At 69.0% G+C, this 13,585-nt stretch carries 18 protein-coding genes and 1 pseudogene; 12 read left to right on the top strand and 7 right to left on the bottom strand.

Going from position 1 to position 13,585, the window contains the following annotated elements:
* The first annotated feature begins 2 nt into the window (after positions 1-2).
* A complete protein-coding gene (locus ABT023_RS03690; RefSeq protein ID WP_350881315.1) occupies positions 3-1,994 on the top strand; it encodes an ATP-binding protein in 1,992 nt (663 codons plus the stop codon).
* On the top strand, positions 1,991-3,154 hold the full coding sequence (locus tag ABT023_RS03685) for an acyl-CoA dehydrogenase family protein (protein ID WP_350881313.1): 1,164 nt from the start codon (positions 1,991-1,993) through the stop codon (positions 3,152-3,154). Before ABT023_RS03690 ends, ABT023_RS03685 begins: the two co-directional genes overlap by 4 nt.
* Before the next feature lie 227 nt (positions 3,155-3,381).
* Here the strand turns inward: ABT023_RS03685 and ABT023_RS03680 are convergent, their stop codons facing one another.
* The gene (locus ABT023_RS03680; RefSeq protein WP_350881311.1) at positions 3,382-3,570 is read right to left on the bottom strand and encodes a DUF397 domain-containing protein; all 189 of its coding nucleotides are present in this window, start codon (positions 3,568-3,570) and stop codon (positions 3,382-3,384) included.
* A gap of 5 nt (positions 3,571-3,575) precedes the next feature.
* Positions 3,576-4,424 (bottom strand): helix-turn-helix domain-containing protein, encoded by an 849-nt coding sequence (locus ABT023_RS03675; protein ID WP_350881309.1) that lies wholly within the window; start codon positions 4,422-4,424, stop codon positions 3,576-3,578.
* Positions 4,425-4,654: 230 nt separating this feature from the next.
* On the opposite strand from ABT023_RS03675, the gene ABT023_RS03670 reads away from it, so the two are divergent.
* The 5 genes from ABT023_RS03670 (at position 4,655) to ABT023_RS03650 (ending at position 7,463) form a co-directional block, all read left to right on the top strand.
* Positions 4,655-4,840, top strand: coding sequence for a hypothetical protein (locus tag ABT023_RS03670; protein ID WP_350881307.1), 186 nt, complete (start codon positions 4,655-4,657; stop codon positions 4,838-4,840).
* The gene (locus ABT023_RS03665) at positions 4,837-5,055 is read left to right on the top strand and encodes a hypothetical protein (protein ID WP_350881305.1); all 219 of its coding nucleotides are present in this window, start codon (positions 4,837-4,839) and stop codon (positions 5,053-5,055) included. The genes ABT023_RS03670 and ABT023_RS03665 overlap by 4 nt, the downstream gene beginning before the upstream one ends.
* A gap of 17 nt (positions 5,056-5,072) precedes the next feature.
* Positions 5,073-5,321 carry a hypothetical protein gene (locus tag ABT023_RS03660; RefSeq protein ID WP_502890588.1) on the top strand — a complete coding sequence of 83 codons (249 nt, stop codon included), beginning with the start codon at positions 5,073-5,075 and terminating at the stop codon, positions 5,319-5,321.
* A 175-nt stretch (positions 5,322-5,496) separates the two neighbouring features.
* On the top strand, positions 5,497-6,594 hold the full coding sequence (locus ABT023_RS03655) for a hypothetical protein (protein ID WP_350881303.1): 1,098 nt from the start codon (positions 5,497-5,499) through the stop codon (positions 6,592-6,594).
* A gap of 11 nt (positions 6,595-6,605) precedes the next feature.
* Positions 6,606-7,463 (top strand): hypothetical protein, encoded by an 858-nt coding sequence (locus ABT023_RS03650; protein WP_350881301.1) that lies wholly within the window; start codon positions 6,606-6,608, stop codon positions 7,461-7,463.
* Between the two features lie 92 nt (positions 7,464-7,555).
* Here the strand turns inward: ABT023_RS03650 and ABT023_RS03645 are convergent.
* Positions 7,556-7,813, bottom strand: a pseudogene (locus ABT023_RS03645) (endonuclease/exonuclease/phosphatase family protein); the annotation flags it as partial.
* 178 nt (positions 7,814-7,991) lie between these two features.
* Here ABT023_RS03645 and ABT023_RS03640 point away from each other — a divergent pair.
* From ABT023_RS03640 to ABT023_RS03630, 3 genes are all read left to right on the top strand, one after another.
* Positions 7,992-8,867, top strand: coding sequence for a sulfotransferase domain-containing protein (locus ABT023_RS03640; protein WP_350881298.1), 876 nt, complete (start codon positions 7,992-7,994; stop codon positions 8,865-8,867).
* Between the two features lie 94 nt (positions 8,868-8,961).
* Entirely contained in the window at positions 8,962-9,309 is a 348-nt protein-coding gene (locus ABT023_RS03635) for a transposase (RefSeq protein ID WP_350881296.1), read from the top strand.
* 72 nt (positions 9,310-9,381) lie between these two features.
* Positions 9,382-9,618, top strand: a complete 237-nt coding sequence (locus ABT023_RS03630; protein WP_350881294.1) for a hypothetical protein — start codon at positions 9,382-9,384, stop codon at positions 9,616-9,618.
* Positions 9,619-9,648: 30 nt separating this feature from the next.
* On the opposite strand, the gene ABT023_RS03625 is transcribed toward ABT023_RS03630, so the two are convergent.
* A complete protein-coding gene (locus ABT023_RS03625; RefSeq protein WP_502890579.1) occupies positions 9,649-10,575 on the bottom strand; it encodes an endonuclease/exonuclease/phosphatase family protein in 927 nt (308 codons plus the stop codon).
* A 208-nt stretch (positions 10,576-10,783) separates the two neighbouring features.
* On the opposite strand from ABT023_RS03625, the gene ABT023_RS03620 reads away from it, so the two are divergent.
* Positions 10,784-11,062 carry a hypothetical protein gene (locus ABT023_RS03620; RefSeq protein WP_350881292.1) on the top strand — a complete coding sequence of 93 codons (279 nt, stop codon included), beginning with the start codon at positions 10,784-10,786 and terminating at the stop codon, positions 11,060-11,062.
* Between the two features lie 100 nt (positions 11,063-11,162).
* Here the strand turns inward: ABT023_RS03620 and ABT023_RS03615 are convergent, their stop codons facing one another.
* From ABT023_RS03615 to ABT023_RS03605, 3 genes are all read right to left on the bottom strand, one after another.
* A complete protein-coding gene (locus ABT023_RS03615) occupies positions 11,163-11,396 on the bottom strand; it encodes a hypothetical protein (RefSeq protein ID WP_350881290.1) in 234 nt (77 codons plus the stop codon).
* Between the two features lie 428 nt (positions 11,397-11,824).
* Complete coding sequence (locus ABT023_RS03610; RefSeq protein ID WP_350881288.1) at positions 11,825-12,235, bottom strand: VOC family protein; 411 nt, start codon at positions 12,233-12,235, stop codon at positions 11,825-11,827.
* Positions 12,236-12,240: 5 nt separating this feature from the next.
* On the bottom strand, positions 12,241-12,690 hold the full coding sequence (locus tag ABT023_RS03605; protein ID WP_350881286.1) for a helix-turn-helix transcriptional regulator: 450 nt from the start codon (positions 12,688-12,690) through the stop codon (positions 12,241-12,243).
* A gap of 148 nt (positions 12,691-12,838) precedes the next feature.
* Here ABT023_RS03605 and ABT023_RS03600 point away from each other — a divergent pair, with 148 nt between their 5' ends.
* A complete protein-coding gene (locus ABT023_RS03600) occupies positions 12,839-13,579 on the top strand; it encodes a hypothetical protein (protein WP_350881284.1) in 741 nt (246 codons plus the stop codon).
* Positions 13,580-13,585: the final 6 nt, after the last annotated feature.

Below are 13,585 nucleotides of genomic sequence, written 5' to 3'. Positions count from 1 at the left end.
TCATGATCACTCGACTTCTCGTGGCCAACCGGGGCGAGATCGCCCGGCGGGTCCTCGCCACCTGCCGGATGTTGGGCGTCGAGACGGTGGCCGTGCACTCCGACGCCGACGCGGACGCGCCGTTCGTGGCCGAGGCCGACCAGGCCGTACGCCTGCCGGGGAACACGCCCGCCGAGACGTACCTGCGGATCGATTTGATCCTCGACGCGGCCCGCAAGGCCGGCGCGGACGCCGTGCACCCGGGCTACGGCTTCCTCGCCGAGAACGCCGAGTTCGCGGCGGCGGTGACCGACGCGGGCCTGACCTGGGTCGGCCCGCCAGCCAAGGCGATCGCCGCGATGGGCGACAAGATGGCGGCGAAGGCGCTCCTGGCCGACGCGGGCGTGCCGATGCTGCCCACCTGGACCGAGGCCGACGAGATCACCGACTTCCCGGTGCTGGTGAAGGCGTCCGCCGGGGGCGGCGGCCGGGGCATGCGGATCGTCCGGGAGGCCGCCGGCCTGGCCGAGGCCGTGGCCAGTGCCCGGCGGGAGGCGGCCGGCGCGTTCGGCGACGGCACGGTCTTCGTGGAGCGGTACGTCGAGCGGGGCCGGCACGTCGAGGTGCAGGTCTTCGGCGACACCCACGGCACGATCCTGGCGCTCGGTGAGCGGGACTGCTCGATCCAGCGCCGGCACCAGAAGATCGTCGAGGAGGCCCCCGCGCTCCTGCCCGACGGGGTGCGGGAGCGGCTGCACGCCGCGGCGGTCGCGGCCGGCCGGGCGGTCGGCTACGTCGGCGCGGGGACGGTGGAGTTCCTGCTCGCGCCCGACGGGGCATTCTTCTTCCTGGAGATGAACACCCGCCTCCAGGTGGAGCACCCGGTCACCGAGGCGGTCACGGGGCTGGACCTGGTCCGGCTGCAACTGCTGGTCGCCGAGGGCGAGCCGCTGCCCCTGGCGGCCACCCCGCCCGTCACCGGCCACGCGATCGAGGTACGGCTGTGCGCCGAGGACCCGGCGGAGGGCTTCCGGCCCGCCACCGGTACCCTGCACCGATTCGCGATCCCCGGCGTGGCGGGCGAGTTCGCCCCGACCCGCGGGCTGCGCCTCGACTCGGGCGTCGTCGACGGCTCGACGGTCGGCGTGCACTACGACTCGATGCTGGCCAAGCTGGTCGCCTGGGCCCCGACCCGCGCGGAGGCGGCCCGCCTGCTGGCCGGCGCGCTGGCCCGGGCCGAGCTGCACGGGGTGACCACCAACCGGGACCTGCTGGTACGGGTGCTGCGCAGCCCCGAGTTCCGCGCCGCCGAGGTGGACACCGGCTTCCTGGACCGACACGACGGGGTCTTCGCCCCGCTGTTGCCGCCCGACGGGGTGCCCCTCGCGGCTCTCGCCGCCGCGCTCGCCTCGGCGGCGGCCCGCCGGTCGACGGCCACGGTGCTCGCCGGGCTCCCCTCGGGCTGGCGCAACGTGCCGGCGTTCCCGCAGGTCGCCCGGTTCACCGGCCCCGGCGGCGAGATCGAGGTGCGGTACCGGCTGGACCGCGCGGGCGCACTCGCCGAGTGGTCGACGCATCCGGTGGCCGGGGACGGCTCCGGCGACGACGCGCCGACCGTCACCCTCGTCGGGGCCACCCACGACCGGGTGACGCTCGACGTCGACGGGGTGCGACGGACTTTCCGCGTACACCGGGTGGGGTCGGCGGTCTTCGTGGACGGCCCGGACGGGGCGGCGAGCCTGGTCGAGCTGCCGCGCTTCCCGCTGCCCACCGCGGAACTGGCCGCCGGGTCGCTGCTCGCGCCGCTGCCCGGCGCGGTGGCCCGGGTGCACGTCGAGGTCGGTCAGCGGGTCGCCGCCGGTGACCTGCTGCTGACTCTGGAGGCGATGAAGCTGGAACATCCCGTGCTCGCCCCGGCCGACGGCGTGGTGGCCGAGCTGCCGGTGCCGGCCGGCGGCCAGGTCGACACCGGGGCCGTGCTGGCCGTGGTCAACCCCGAGGAGGACCCCCGATGAACTTCGACCTCACCGACGAGCAGGACCAGCTCCGCGACGCCGTCCGGGCGCTGGGCCGCAGGTACGGCCACGGCTACTTCGTCGAGAAGGCGAAGGCCGGCGGGCACACCACCGAGCTGTGGGACGAAGCCGGCCGGCTCGGCTACCTCGGCGTCAACATCCCCACCGAGTACGGCGGCGGGGGCGGCGGCATCACCGAGCTGGTCATCGTCTGCGAGGAACTGGCCGCCGCCGGCTGTCCCCTGCTGCTGCTCGTGGTCTCCCCCGCCATCGTCGCCACGATCATCACCAAGCACGGCACCGAGGAGCAGCGCGAGCACTTCCTGCCCGGGATGGCGGATGGCTCGCTCAAGGTGGTCTTCGCCATCACCGAGCCGGAGGCCGGCTCGAACTTCCACCGCCTCGGCACCGTGGCCCGCCGCGACGGCGACGACTGGCTGCTCTCGGGCCGCAAGTGCTACATCTCGGGCGTCGACGAGGCGCAGTACGTGCTGGTGGTGGCCCGTACCGAGGACTCGTCCACCGGCAAGCTCAAGCCGGCCCTGTTCATGGTGCCCACCGACGCGCCCGGCCTGACCCGCTCCAAGCTGGACATGGAGATCGTCTCCCCGGAGAACCAGTTCCTGCTCTACCTCGACGACGTGCGGCTGCCCGCCGACGCCCTGGTCGGCGGGTCGCTGGACGCCGGCCTGCCCGCGCTGTTCGCCGGCCTCAACCCGGAGCGGATCACGGTCGCCGCGATGGGCGCCGGCACCGGCCGGTACGCCATCGAGCGGGCCAGCGAGTACACGGCTACGCGAAAGGTCTGGGGCGGTCGGAGCATCGGTACGCACCAGGGGGTGTCGCACCCGCTCGCCCACGCGGCTGTGCAGGTGGAGCTGGCCCGGCTGATGATCCACAAGGCGGCGACGCTGTACGACGCGGGGCGGGACCTGGAGGCCGGGGTGGCCGGGAACATGGCGAAGTACGCGGCCGGGGAGGCCGCCGCGCTCGCCGTGGACACGGCCGTGCAGGCGTTGGGCGGGGCGGGCATGACCACGGAGTACGGGGTGGCGACGCTGTTGGGGGCAGTACGGGCGGGGCGGATCGCGCCGGTGAGCCGGGAGATGATCCTGAACTTCGTCGCGCAGCATGTGCTGGGGCAGGACAAGTCGTACTGAGATCTTGAACGAGCTGTAAATCCGTCGCGAAAGCATCGAAGGTTCGAATCCTCACCCGCCAACAGGTACAGATGCTACCCCTGACCGGCAGAGATGCTGGTCAAGGCTCTCCTCGTTGGGTCCGCCGAGTTCCCGCAGCGTGCCGCTGGATCTCACCCGCTGTGTCGCGAGCGCGTCGCTGTGATCGCTATCCCGGCGGAGGTTGTAAGCAATTTCGCCTACCCGAGTCAGGCGTCGAAGCTCCCGCCCTTGACGCCCTTGACGAAGCCGGTCCACTGGCCGGCCGCGAAGTGTAGGACCGGGCCCTGCGGGTCCTTGCTGTCGCGGACCAGGACGACCTGGGGAGGCGTAGCGACCTCGACGCAGTCTCCGCCCGCGTTGCTGCGGCTGGGTTTCTTCCACTTGAGCGTGGTCATGGCTGCTACTCCCCTGCGACTGATGCGATGAGCTTGCGAGATTGCGCCTCGCTCAGAGCCTTCTTCTCGATGGCGGACCACACGTCCCCGTAAGCGGCGACCTCGGCGGGTTTGTCGAGGTATAGAGCGCCGGTGAGGCCATCGGAGTAAATGATCGACGGCTCACTGCCGCCATCGAAGTCGAGGATCGTGAACGCGCCGTTGGCCAAGCCGGCGCGGTGCAGGCCCACGCCGAACGGAAGTACCCGCACGGACACGTTGGGCTGACGGCTGACGGTGACAACGTGGTTGAGTTGCTCAGCGTCCACGCCGCGCCGCAGCACCGCCTCATCGAGCATGATGTCGACCTGCGGAGCGCGCGGCATGGTGCGCGTCAGCAGGGCTTGGCGGCCCAGCCGCACCGCCACGCCTCGATCGACCTCCTCGGCGGTCATGTCCGGGCGTCCAATCTCGTAGACCTGGGTGGCGTACGCCTTGGTCTGAAGCAGCCCGGGGATCAGCAGCGGCTCGTACTTGCGGAGACGGGACGCGCCGGCTTCCAGTCCCACGTACAGCTCGAACCACTCCGGGATGGCGTCCCCGTAGGAGTGCCACCAGCCGCGAGCCTTCGTCTCCTTCGCGAGGCCCATCAGCGCCTCGGTAATTTCTGGTGACGCTGTGTAAAGGCGGCACATCGCTTCCACGTCCAGCGACCGCATGGACGTCGCGCCGGTCTCGATCCGCCACATCTTCGGCGTGGACCACTCCAGCGCGTCGGCCGCCGCCTTGACTGTCATGCGTGCTTCCTCGCGAAGCTGCCGCAGGTAACGCCCGAGTTGCCGCCTGGGGACTGTCGAGCCGGTATCCGTCGTCACTGACCCCTGCCTTCCTGTGACTACATACCGGGCGACACCTGCGCTCGGTATGTAACCACCTCTCGACCACCGTGAGCAATGAAGCCTTTCAGAATGAAAGCCTAGCCGCCTTTCACCCGAAATGAAACATTGCGATCCGGGCTTTCGGGGTGTTGCCTGAGCGCAGGGTGCGGCGGTCGGATGACCCTGAGTGGCCCGGCTGCCACGCCCCTCACCCGAGGAGGCATGGGATGGGCAGACGCGTCACCTACGGCCAGTACCTGGCCGCAGTCGCGATGACCCTCGCTCGCCGGCACAAGCCGGTCTGGTCGTGGATCAGGTGGCGGTACGTCTGCAAGTGCGGCAACGAACTGCCCTGCCGGCATAGACACAAGATCCCGATCAACCGGGGCCACTGGCCGGGTGAGGACCAGTGACCGAACACGGCCCCGTCCTGCCCATCTGGCTCTGCGGTGGCTGCGCCGCCCCCTGGCCCTGCGCCGCCCGCCGACACGAACTGCTCCAGGAGTACGCGGCCTCGCCGGTCGCCCTGGCGCTCTACATGGGCTCGTACCTCGTGGCCGCCAGTCAGGACATGAGCTGGGCCCCGGCGGGGACGCTCCACCGCCGGTTCCTCGGGTGGCTGGCGTGATCGACTTCCGCGCGGGGATGGTCTTCCACGTGACCCGGGCGGCGAGCCCGCAGTTCGTTCAGCCGATCTTCTTCCGGCTGATCCGGGTACACAAGGACTGGATCACCTACGACCACTGGATCTGGCTCGACGGCTACCAGCTCAACGCCAAGGGCGACGCGGTCGCGCAACGGTCGATCTTCGTACAGCCGGCGGGCTTGATCGTCCAAACGCAGCCACTCCCGGCACACCGCCCCGGACCGCGCAGATCCGTTGCGGGAGCCTAGTGTGCCCGGGTCAGCAGGGACACGGCCATGCTCAGCCTCTCCCTGGGGTGTCACGAAGACGAAGACCACCATCCGGGCAGAGAGGCAACGTCAAACTTCACCCCCTCGCCGTCAAGTTTGGTGAAATGGCGTGTTTGGCACGACAGCAAACTCGGGCGCATGCCAAACTTCGAGGGTGGAGACGCCCGAGCCAGAGCTGCTGAAAGTCGCACGAAGCCGATTGGCTGCCCTGCTCCCGGCGCACTTCGAACTGACTGACGCCATGATCGACGGGCAGGCGGCGGAACCAGGCTCCGGGGACGCGCTCTGGCAGTTGGAGGAGCACCACGGCACCTCCACGCTGATCCTTGTCGAGGCGAAGACGTCTTTCACACCTCGGGAGGTGGAAAGGGCCGATCAACGCCTGGCGGACCTGGCTCAGCGAGCGACGCAAAACCCGGTGATCTTGGTGGTTACGCCCTGGCTGAGCCCTCGATCCCGAGCCCTGTTGGAGGAACGCGGCTACTCGTACCTCGACCTGACGGGAAACATCCACCTACGCGCCGAACGGCCGGCGGTGTTCGTCAGGATGCAGGGAGCGGACCGCGATCCGTACCCGGCTCAGCGCGGTCCGGCCCGACTCCACGGCCCCAAGGCGCGGCGCCTCGTTCGCCTGCTGGCCGACGTCGCTCCCCCGCTCCGGCTGACCGATCTGGCGCGGATCGGTGGCCTGAATCGCGGCTACGTCTCCAGTCTCCTGCAGTCACTCGACGACCAGGCCATAGTGGATCGCGAACGCAGGGGCACCGTTACCGAGGTCGACTGGCCCGCTCTTCTGGTGGCCGCCTCCGAGCGCTACGACCTATTGAAGACCAACGCCAGCACACTGTTCGTCGCGCCGGCAGGCGCGGGCGAGTTGTTCAAACGGCTCGGAGATGACGACGCCCCGCCAGCGGTGATCACGGGGTCGTTTGCTGCGTCGGCGGTCGCACCGGTTGCTGCGGCGGCCCAATTGGTGCTCTACACCAGCGATCCCGCCGAGATGCGCAACTTCGGACGACTGCTGCCAGCCGACCGGGGCGCAGATGTGGTGCTGTTGCGGCCAGAGGATGAGGCGCAGCTAGCCCGGTCACGCCGAGTCTCGGGCCGCACTCATGTCGGTCTGAGCCAGCTGGTGCTCGATTGCCTCGGCGGGAACGGACGATTGCCTGAGGAGGGGCACGCGCTCATCGACTGGATGCAGAAACACGAATCGCAGTGGCGCTTACGGGATCTCACGGAATCCGATGCATAGGGTCACTCTCCATGACGTCACCGGCGACCTCACCGCTGTATGTGGCAGCGCGTCGTGTCCTCCTGGATGCCCTCGACGCGCTCGCCGAACACCGCAAGGCAGTGATCCTGGCCGGCGCACAGGCGATCTACGTACGCACCGGTGAAGCCGAGCTTGACGTCAGCATCGCGCCGTACACCACGGATGCAGATCTTGCCCTTGACCCTCGGGTGCTCGGCGCCAACCCGGCACTGAAGCAGGCGATGGAATCCGCCGGATTCTCACTGACCACAGAACCAGGAATCTGGGAACGGCCTGTGCTCATCGCTGGCCAGCAGGTGATGGTGCCGGTGGACCTGTTGGTGCCGGAGGCGCTGGCAGGAAAGGGCCGCAGGTCTGCGCAACTGCCTGAGCACGGCAAGAACGCCACGCGACGCACTCCTGGACTGGAGGCGGCGGTAGCGGACCACTCGGACGTCATGATCTCCAGCCTCGATCCGGAGGCCGACCCGCGTGCCGTGCTGGTGCCGGTGGCCGGCAGCGCCGCGCTATTCGTGGCCAAGGCGCACAAGCTGCACGAACGGCTCCGGGACGCACAGGCAAAGCCTTCCCGCCTGAAGCCGAAGGACGCGAGCGACGTTATCCGCCTCATGCAGGCAGACCCGCCTGAGCAGGTCGGCCGGCGGCTGCGTGAGATCAGCGCTGATGACGTCGCTGGCGACAGCGTGCGTCAAGGCGTGGGGCACCTCCGCGAACTGTTCGGACGCCGCCGCTCCCAGGGCGTGAGCCTGGCGGTTGAGGCTCTGAATGGTGCTATGCCGGAGACTGCGGTCCGGGCGCTCGCCCCCGCGTACACCACGGCTCTCCTGGATGCCTACGGCGTCGACTAGTCCGCACACCGAGCTCAGGCAGTGCACCTTTCAAGCCCACCCGACCCTGCTCAATCCGGCGCAAGGTGCTTGGCGAGACTCGGGCGCATGCATCAGTTGATGCTGACCGTCACCGTGCCAGTCACCACACGGTGATCCGAGCAGGCGCCGATCGTGCAGGTGGTCGGAATGGCCAGCGAGTCGGCGGTGTAGCTGCCCGCGAGCCGGTTCTCCCGTACGAAGATCAAGTCGATCTTGTTGCCGAGGCCACACGGCCCGCCGGTGCTGCCGTCCGCGACGGTGGTTTCGCCATAGCCGACGCAGCGGGAGTCCAGGTTATCCAACTCACGGTAGAAGCCGGTGTTGCTACTGCAGCCCGATCGCACCAGAGAGCGCGACGAAGGCGTACGAGGGTGCCGGGATCTTCGAATCGGCCCGCAGGCTGGTCGACGGTCGCCCGGTTCGATAGGTTTAGTCGACTATGGATTGACCAACGGAAAGCGGGGAGGACCGTTGCGCCAACCGACGGTTCGGTACCAGAACGAGCTCATGGACAGCGGACGGTGGGAGGGCTTTCCGCTCCGCGAAGGTGACATCGTGGTTTCGACCCCCGCAAAGTGCGGGACGACGTGGACCCAGACGATCTGCGCCTTGCTGATCTTCCAGACACCGGAGCTGCCGGCACGGCTGGACGACCTCACCTACTGGCTCGACATGTTGACTCGCAGCCGGGACGACATCTTCGCGTTCTACGAGGCGCAGCGGCATCGCCGTTTCATCAAGACTCATACGCCCTTCGACGGGCTGCCCATCCGTGATGGGGTGACCTACGTCGCGGTCGGTCGGGATCCGCGGGACGTCGCGATCTCCTGGGACGCCCATTCCCAGAACATCGCCCAGGAGGCCTTCGACGCGATGCTGACGGCCGGCGGTAACCCGGCGCAGGAGCCCGCCGGTACGGCTCCGGCGCCTGCGGAGTCCGCGTACAACCGGTTCTGGGCCTGGCTGGAGGACACCAATGTGCAGGTGGGCCTGCCGTCGATGCTGCACCACCTGTCAGGGTTCTGGGCCGAGCGGGAGCGGCCCAACGTGCTGCTGCTGCACTACGACGATCTGAAGTCAGATCTTGAAGGCCAGATGAGGTTCCTCGCCGGGCGCCTCGGAATCGAGGTGCCGGAGTCGCGCTGGCCGGATCTGGTGCGGGCAGCGACATTCGACTCGATGCGCGGCCGGGCGGAGGCTCTGACCCCGGTCGCAGCGATGTGGAGCGATCCGGAGCGGTTCTTCAACCAGGGTGTCAGCGGCCAGTGGCGGGACCTGCTCGACGAAGATGACCTGCGACGATACGAGGATCGGGTCGCGAAGCTGGCCGAGCCCGACCTCATCGACTGGCTGCACCGCGGCCCCATCGTCCCCGCCCGCTGACCCTACGCCGTTATCCTCCTCGCTATCCCGCCTTAGACCGTGTGTCAGTTGGGGTTGTTGAAGTGCAAGGTCGTTCGTTCACTGGGTGTGGATTGTGGAGAAGTACAGCCCGGACGCGTTGTGGCACCTCGCGCAGCCGTTGCTGCCCCCGCACCCGGAAAGGCATCAAGGTGGTGGGCGGTCCCGTAGCGATGATCGGACGACGCTCGCGGCGATTCTTCTGTACGTGTTGGAGTCCGGCTGCTCCCGGCGCAAGCTGCCCGGTTCTTTCCCGGTGCACTGGCGCACCACGCACCGCCGGTTCGCCCAGTGGGTCGCGGCGGGGGTGATGACCGCTCTGCACCGGGCCGTGCTCGACGTCCTCGGTGCGGCCGGGCAGATCGACTGGTCCCGGGCAAGCATCGACGCCATGAACGTACGGGCGGTCAAAAGGGAAACCTGACCGGACCCAGCCCGGTCGACCGAGGCAAGCCCGGCTCCAAGATCCACGCGATCGCCGACCGCGGCGGCTCACGTGACCCGGGCGGCGAGCCCACAGTTCGTTCAGCCGATCTTCTTCCGGCTGATCCGGGTACACAAGGACTGGATCACCTACGACCACTGGATCTGGCTCGACGGCTACCAGCTCAACGCCAAGGGCGACGCGGTCGCGCAACGGTCGATCTTCGTACAGCCGGCGGGCTTGATCGTCCAAACGCAGCCACTCCCCGCACACCGCCCCGGACCGCGCAGATCCGTTGCGCGAGCCTAGTGTGCCCGGGTCAGCAGGACACGGCCATGCTTAGTTGATGCTGACCGTCACCGTGCCAGTCACCACACGGTGATCCGAGCAGGCACCGATCGTGCAGGTGGTCGGAATGGCCAGCGAATCGGCGGTGTAGCTGCCCGCGAGCCGGTTCTCCCGTACGAAGATCAAGTCGATCTTGTTGCCGAGGCCGCACGGCCCGCCGGTGTTGCCGGCCCCGACGGTGGTCTCGCCGTAGCCGACACAGCGGGAGTCCAGGTCGTCCAGCTCCCGGTAGAAGCCGGTGTTGCTGGCGTTGTTGGCCACGTTGAGACTTGGCGCGTACCAGTTGTTCAGCCGGCCGTAGTGGGGCTGGGAGTTGAAGTCCCCGGCGATGAGCACCGTGTCACCGTTCGCCGCGAAGGCCTCCAGCCGGCTGCGCACCGAGTTCAGTTGCTGCACGTTGATCGCCGTGCCGTTGATGACCGTGTTCGACGGCGTGATGTGCGTGGCGCAGAACCGCAGGTGCGGGCGGGCGGACAGCGGGGCGCAGAGCAGGGTCCGCCGCTCGGCACTGCCGTCCGACGGCAACGTGTAGCGGTTCGCCGCACCGAGCGGTGCCCTGCTGAAGATGGCGTTGCCGAACGCCTGCCCGTTGCAGACCGTGTCGCGGGACGACTCGAAGCGGGCGAAGTTGGTGGAGTCCTGCGGCCAGCCGGAGGCCCTCAGGTCGGCGACGATCGCCTGGTACTGCTGGTAGCAGAGCTCGTTGAGGCCGACGAAGTCGGCGCCCCGGGCACGGATCGAGCCGGTCAGGGCCGGAATGAGGCCGTCGGTGGTCGAGGCCCGGTGCATGGTCCAGCCCGCGACGTTCCAGACCCAGAGGTCGTGTGTTGCCGTGGTGGCCGCCGAGGCCGGGACCGCCGAGGTGAGGGCGAGGACGAACGCGCCGAGCACGGCGACACAGAGCCTCATCAACCGCATGCGTCTTCTCCCCATCGAACTGATCGTCACCGATTCACCGGAGATGATGGCACATGTAGATCGACTAGACGAGCCATGCACAGTAGAACCTTCAGCCCGATCACGGCGCCTGCATCCAGCCCTCTACCAACGGCCGCTACCGTCCGCGACGGAGAGCGGAGGCTGAGAGCAGGGGTGGTTGAGCCCAAGATGCCAATAGGCTGAGCTGATGATCGAAGACCGCAAGCGGCCCTCCCGGCTCAGCGGTTTCCGGGTCTGTCTCCGCGGAAACGGCAACGCGAGCACGTTCGCGAACCCCGCCTGGGACTTCTACCTGACGGCCATGCTGTTCGGCTGGCTGGTCCTGGTCGTCCTGGAACAGACGTTATCGATCACCCGGCGCGGACGCGGTCGCGCCCACTTCGCGCTCCGGGCGGCCAGCGCGATCACGTTGACGACGATCGCCTCGTGCGGCCTCTTCGTCAACGTGGCGGTGCTCTGCCACTGACCAGCCGGCTCTGCCGTGAACCGACCGGTCCCCGTTCTGCCTCAGGAGCACGCACGGGCAGGGCGTCCGAGCCGCCACTCAACGTCGGCGGCCCGGGGTGTCACGGCGCGGCTGGCCTCGACACCGCGCCTCGCCCGCCGCGCCGCTTGGCGGCGTACGGCAGCACGAACATGTACAGGCCGGTGAAGAGCAGCAGGGCGAGCGGAAGCAGCGGCAGGTAGAACACCCAGTCGGGCAGCGCCCCGCTCGCCGCGCCGAAGCCGAGGATCACGGTCACAGTGAAGGCGATGGACACCCACCGGTGGAGCTGTCGAATCCACTTGTTCCAGCGCAACGAATTCTCCTTCGCATACGAGCAGGCTCAGAACTTGGCAGACGTTGCCGCGGGTGCTGGCGAGCCCAACAATCCCGCAGACAGTCACCAAGGGTTACCGAAGTCGGGCCCGGGCCACCCCCTCCGCGATCCCTTTGCTCTGCTGCGGCGGAGGCAACAGTCACTCGATGTGAAATCAGCGCACAGGCATCACCCCGGATTGATTTGGAGATTCTCCTGCTCAAAGCTGGTGTTGCCAGGAGGGCAGCAGAGCAAAGCGGGCGGGTGGGTACCGGCGGGCGCGGCTGGCTGTCACGGAAGGTAGCAACTCGGGCCTCACCGACCGCCAGTACTTACAGTGTCCAATCGGTGCGTCCCGCCGGGTGAGGCGTCCGGCACCCCCGCACCCGGCGGCTTCACGGTGCCGTCGGCGCGGGTCGCGGGTCGAGCTAGCGCAGTTCCTGGATGCGGATCAGGTTGCCGGCGGGGTCGCGGAAGGCACAGTCGCGGGTCCCGTACGGCTGCTCGGTCGGCTCCTGGACGACCTCGGCGTCGCCGGCCTGCAGCCTCTCGAAGGTGCCGTCGAGGTCGGAGGTGGCCAGCATGATCCAGCCGTACGTGCCCTTGGCCATCATCTCGGCGATGATGCGGCGCTCGTCGTCGGTGATGCCGGGGTCGGTGGCCGGCGGAGCCAGGAGGATGGACGTGCCGGGCTGGCCGGCGGGGCCGACCGTGATCCAGCGCATCTTGCCGCCGCCGACGTCGTTGCGGACCTCGAAGCCGAGAGTGTCGCGGTAGAAGGCCAGGGAGGCGTCCGGGTCGGTGTGCGGCAGGAAGGTCGTGTGAATGGTGATGTCCATGGCAATCAGGCTAGGTGCAGCGCCGTGACCTGCGCTTCTCGATTCCTGATCGGTCTGGTCACCTGTTTCGCCACACACGACGGCATCCCCGCCGTCGCGGCTGCCGCCTGGCGGCGGTAGACGCTGGGCGGCACGCCGACCAGCTCGGTGAAGCGGGTGCTGAAGGTACCCAGCGACGCGCAGCCGACCGCGAAACAGACCTCGGTGACGCTGAGGTCGCCGCGACGCAGCAGCGCCATCGCGCGCTCGATCCGCCGCGTCATCAGATAGCTGTACGGCGACTCACCGTAGGCGAGCCGGAACTCGCGGCTGAGGTGCCCGGCCGAGATGTGCGCGCCTCGGGCGAGCGCCTCGACGTCCAGCGGCTGCGCGTACTCCCGGTCGATCCGGTCGCGGACGCGGCGCAGCCGCGCGAGGTCGAGCAGGTGCTGCGCGGCGGTGGGTCTGCTGGTCACCTGCGCGATCCTGCCACGCCCACCGTGAGTCACCCAGCACCGCCGACGCCCGTCAAGATCCAGACGATCGAGATCGTGGAAGGAAGCGGCCCCTGGAGGGGCCATTTCGTTCCGGGATTCGCGTTGACCGGGTCGGAATACTGGGCCCGTGCGGAATGATGTCGAGTTCGAGCGGGCGGTGGAGCGGCTGTACGCCGCCTTCGCCCACCACCCGCTGCCGGCCGACATGACCGCCTGCGAGCACTGCGTGGACCCGGCCGACGTGGCGCTGTTCGCGCGTACGCCGCTGCGGAAGCTGGCCCCGGACCAGCTCGGCACCTACCTGATGAACCCGGGCACCTGGGGGGACGAGACGGAGTTCCCGCACCTGCTGCCCCGGCTGCTGGAGGCGTACGCGACCGGCGAGATGGAGCACTGGGTCTGGCCGGACCGGGTGACCCGCCGGATCAGCGGCCGGTGGCAAAACTGGCCGGCCGCGGAGCGGGACGCGGTCGAGCACTTCGTGCGCGTCTGGTGGTGCCGGACCCTCGGCGGGTACCCGTCCGCCCCGCCCGCTCAGGACCTGCTGGACGCGGTCGCTGAGCTGGGGGTCGACGTCGGGCCGTACCTGGCCGGGTTCGCGGGCGTCCCGGGCGAGGCCCCCGCCCGGCACCTGGCCGACGTCATCCACCACTGGTCGTACGGCGGCTCCCTGCACGGCGACGCGGAGGAGTCGATGCGACGCTGGTTGGCCGGCCCGACGCCGGTCGACGTGCTGCTGTCGGCAGCGGTTGCCTCGGCCAGCCCGGAGATCGCCGCCGAACTGGCCGACGCCGCCGAGCACGCCTGCCTCGTCGGGGAGAGCCTGCTCAGGGAGGGCGTGCTGCCGGCCGCCGTCCCCGAGCGCTGACCGAAG

Origin of the sequence: Micromonospora sp. NPDC002296 (assembly GCF_040296145.1) — a bacterium.
Lineage (GTDB): Bacteria > Actinomycetota > Actinomycetes > Mycobacteriales > Micromonosporaceae > Micromonospora.
The sequence above is the reverse complement of the archived record's forward strand: the minus strand, read 5'-3'. Positions and strand labels throughout refer to the sequence as shown.

What these genes read in the sequence shown, in the direction of transcription:
- ABT023_RS03690 (WP_350881315.1), top strand. Translation starts at nt 3, where the DNA reads ATGATCACTCGACTTCTCGTGGCCAACCGGGGCGAGATCGCCCGGCGG.
- ABT023_RS03685 (WP_350881313.1), top strand. Translation starts at nt 1,991, where the DNA reads ATGAACTTCGACCTCACCGACGAGCAGGACCAGCTCCGCGACGCCGTC.
- ABT023_RS03660 (WP_502890588.1), top strand. Translation starts at nt 5,073, where the DNA reads ATGGTCTTCCACGTGACCCGGGCGGCGAGCCCGCAGTTCGTTCAGCCG.
- ABT023_RS03680 (WP_350881311.1), bottom strand. Translation starts at nt 3,570, where the DNA reads ATGACCACGCTCAAGTGGAAGAAACCCAGCCGCAGCAACGCGGGCGGA.
- ABT023_RS03670 (WP_350881307.1), top strand. Translation starts at nt 4,655, where the DNA reads ATGGGCAGACGCGTCACCTACGGCCAGTACCTGGCCGCAGTCGCGATG.
- ABT023_RS03610 (WP_350881288.1), bottom strand. Translation starts at nt 12,235, where the DNA reads ATGGACATCACCATTCACACGACCTTCCTGCCGCACACCGACCCGGAC.
- ABT023_RS03650 (WP_350881301.1), top strand. Translation starts at nt 6,606, where the DNA reads ATGACGTCACCGGCGACCTCACCGCTGTATGTGGCAGCGCGTCGTGTC.
- ABT023_RS03625 (WP_502890579.1), bottom strand. Translation starts at nt 10,575, where the DNA reads ATGCGGTTGATGAGGCTCTGTGTCGCCGTGCTCGGCGCGTTCGTCCTC.
- ABT023_RS03640 (WP_350881298.1), top strand. Translation starts at nt 7,992, where the DNA reads ATGGACAGCGGACGGTGGGAGGGCTTTCCGCTCCGCGAAGGTGACATC.
- ABT023_RS03620 (WP_350881292.1), top strand. Translation starts at nt 10,784, where the DNA reads ATGATCGAAGACCGCAAGCGGCCCTCCCGGCTCAGCGGTTTCCGGGTC.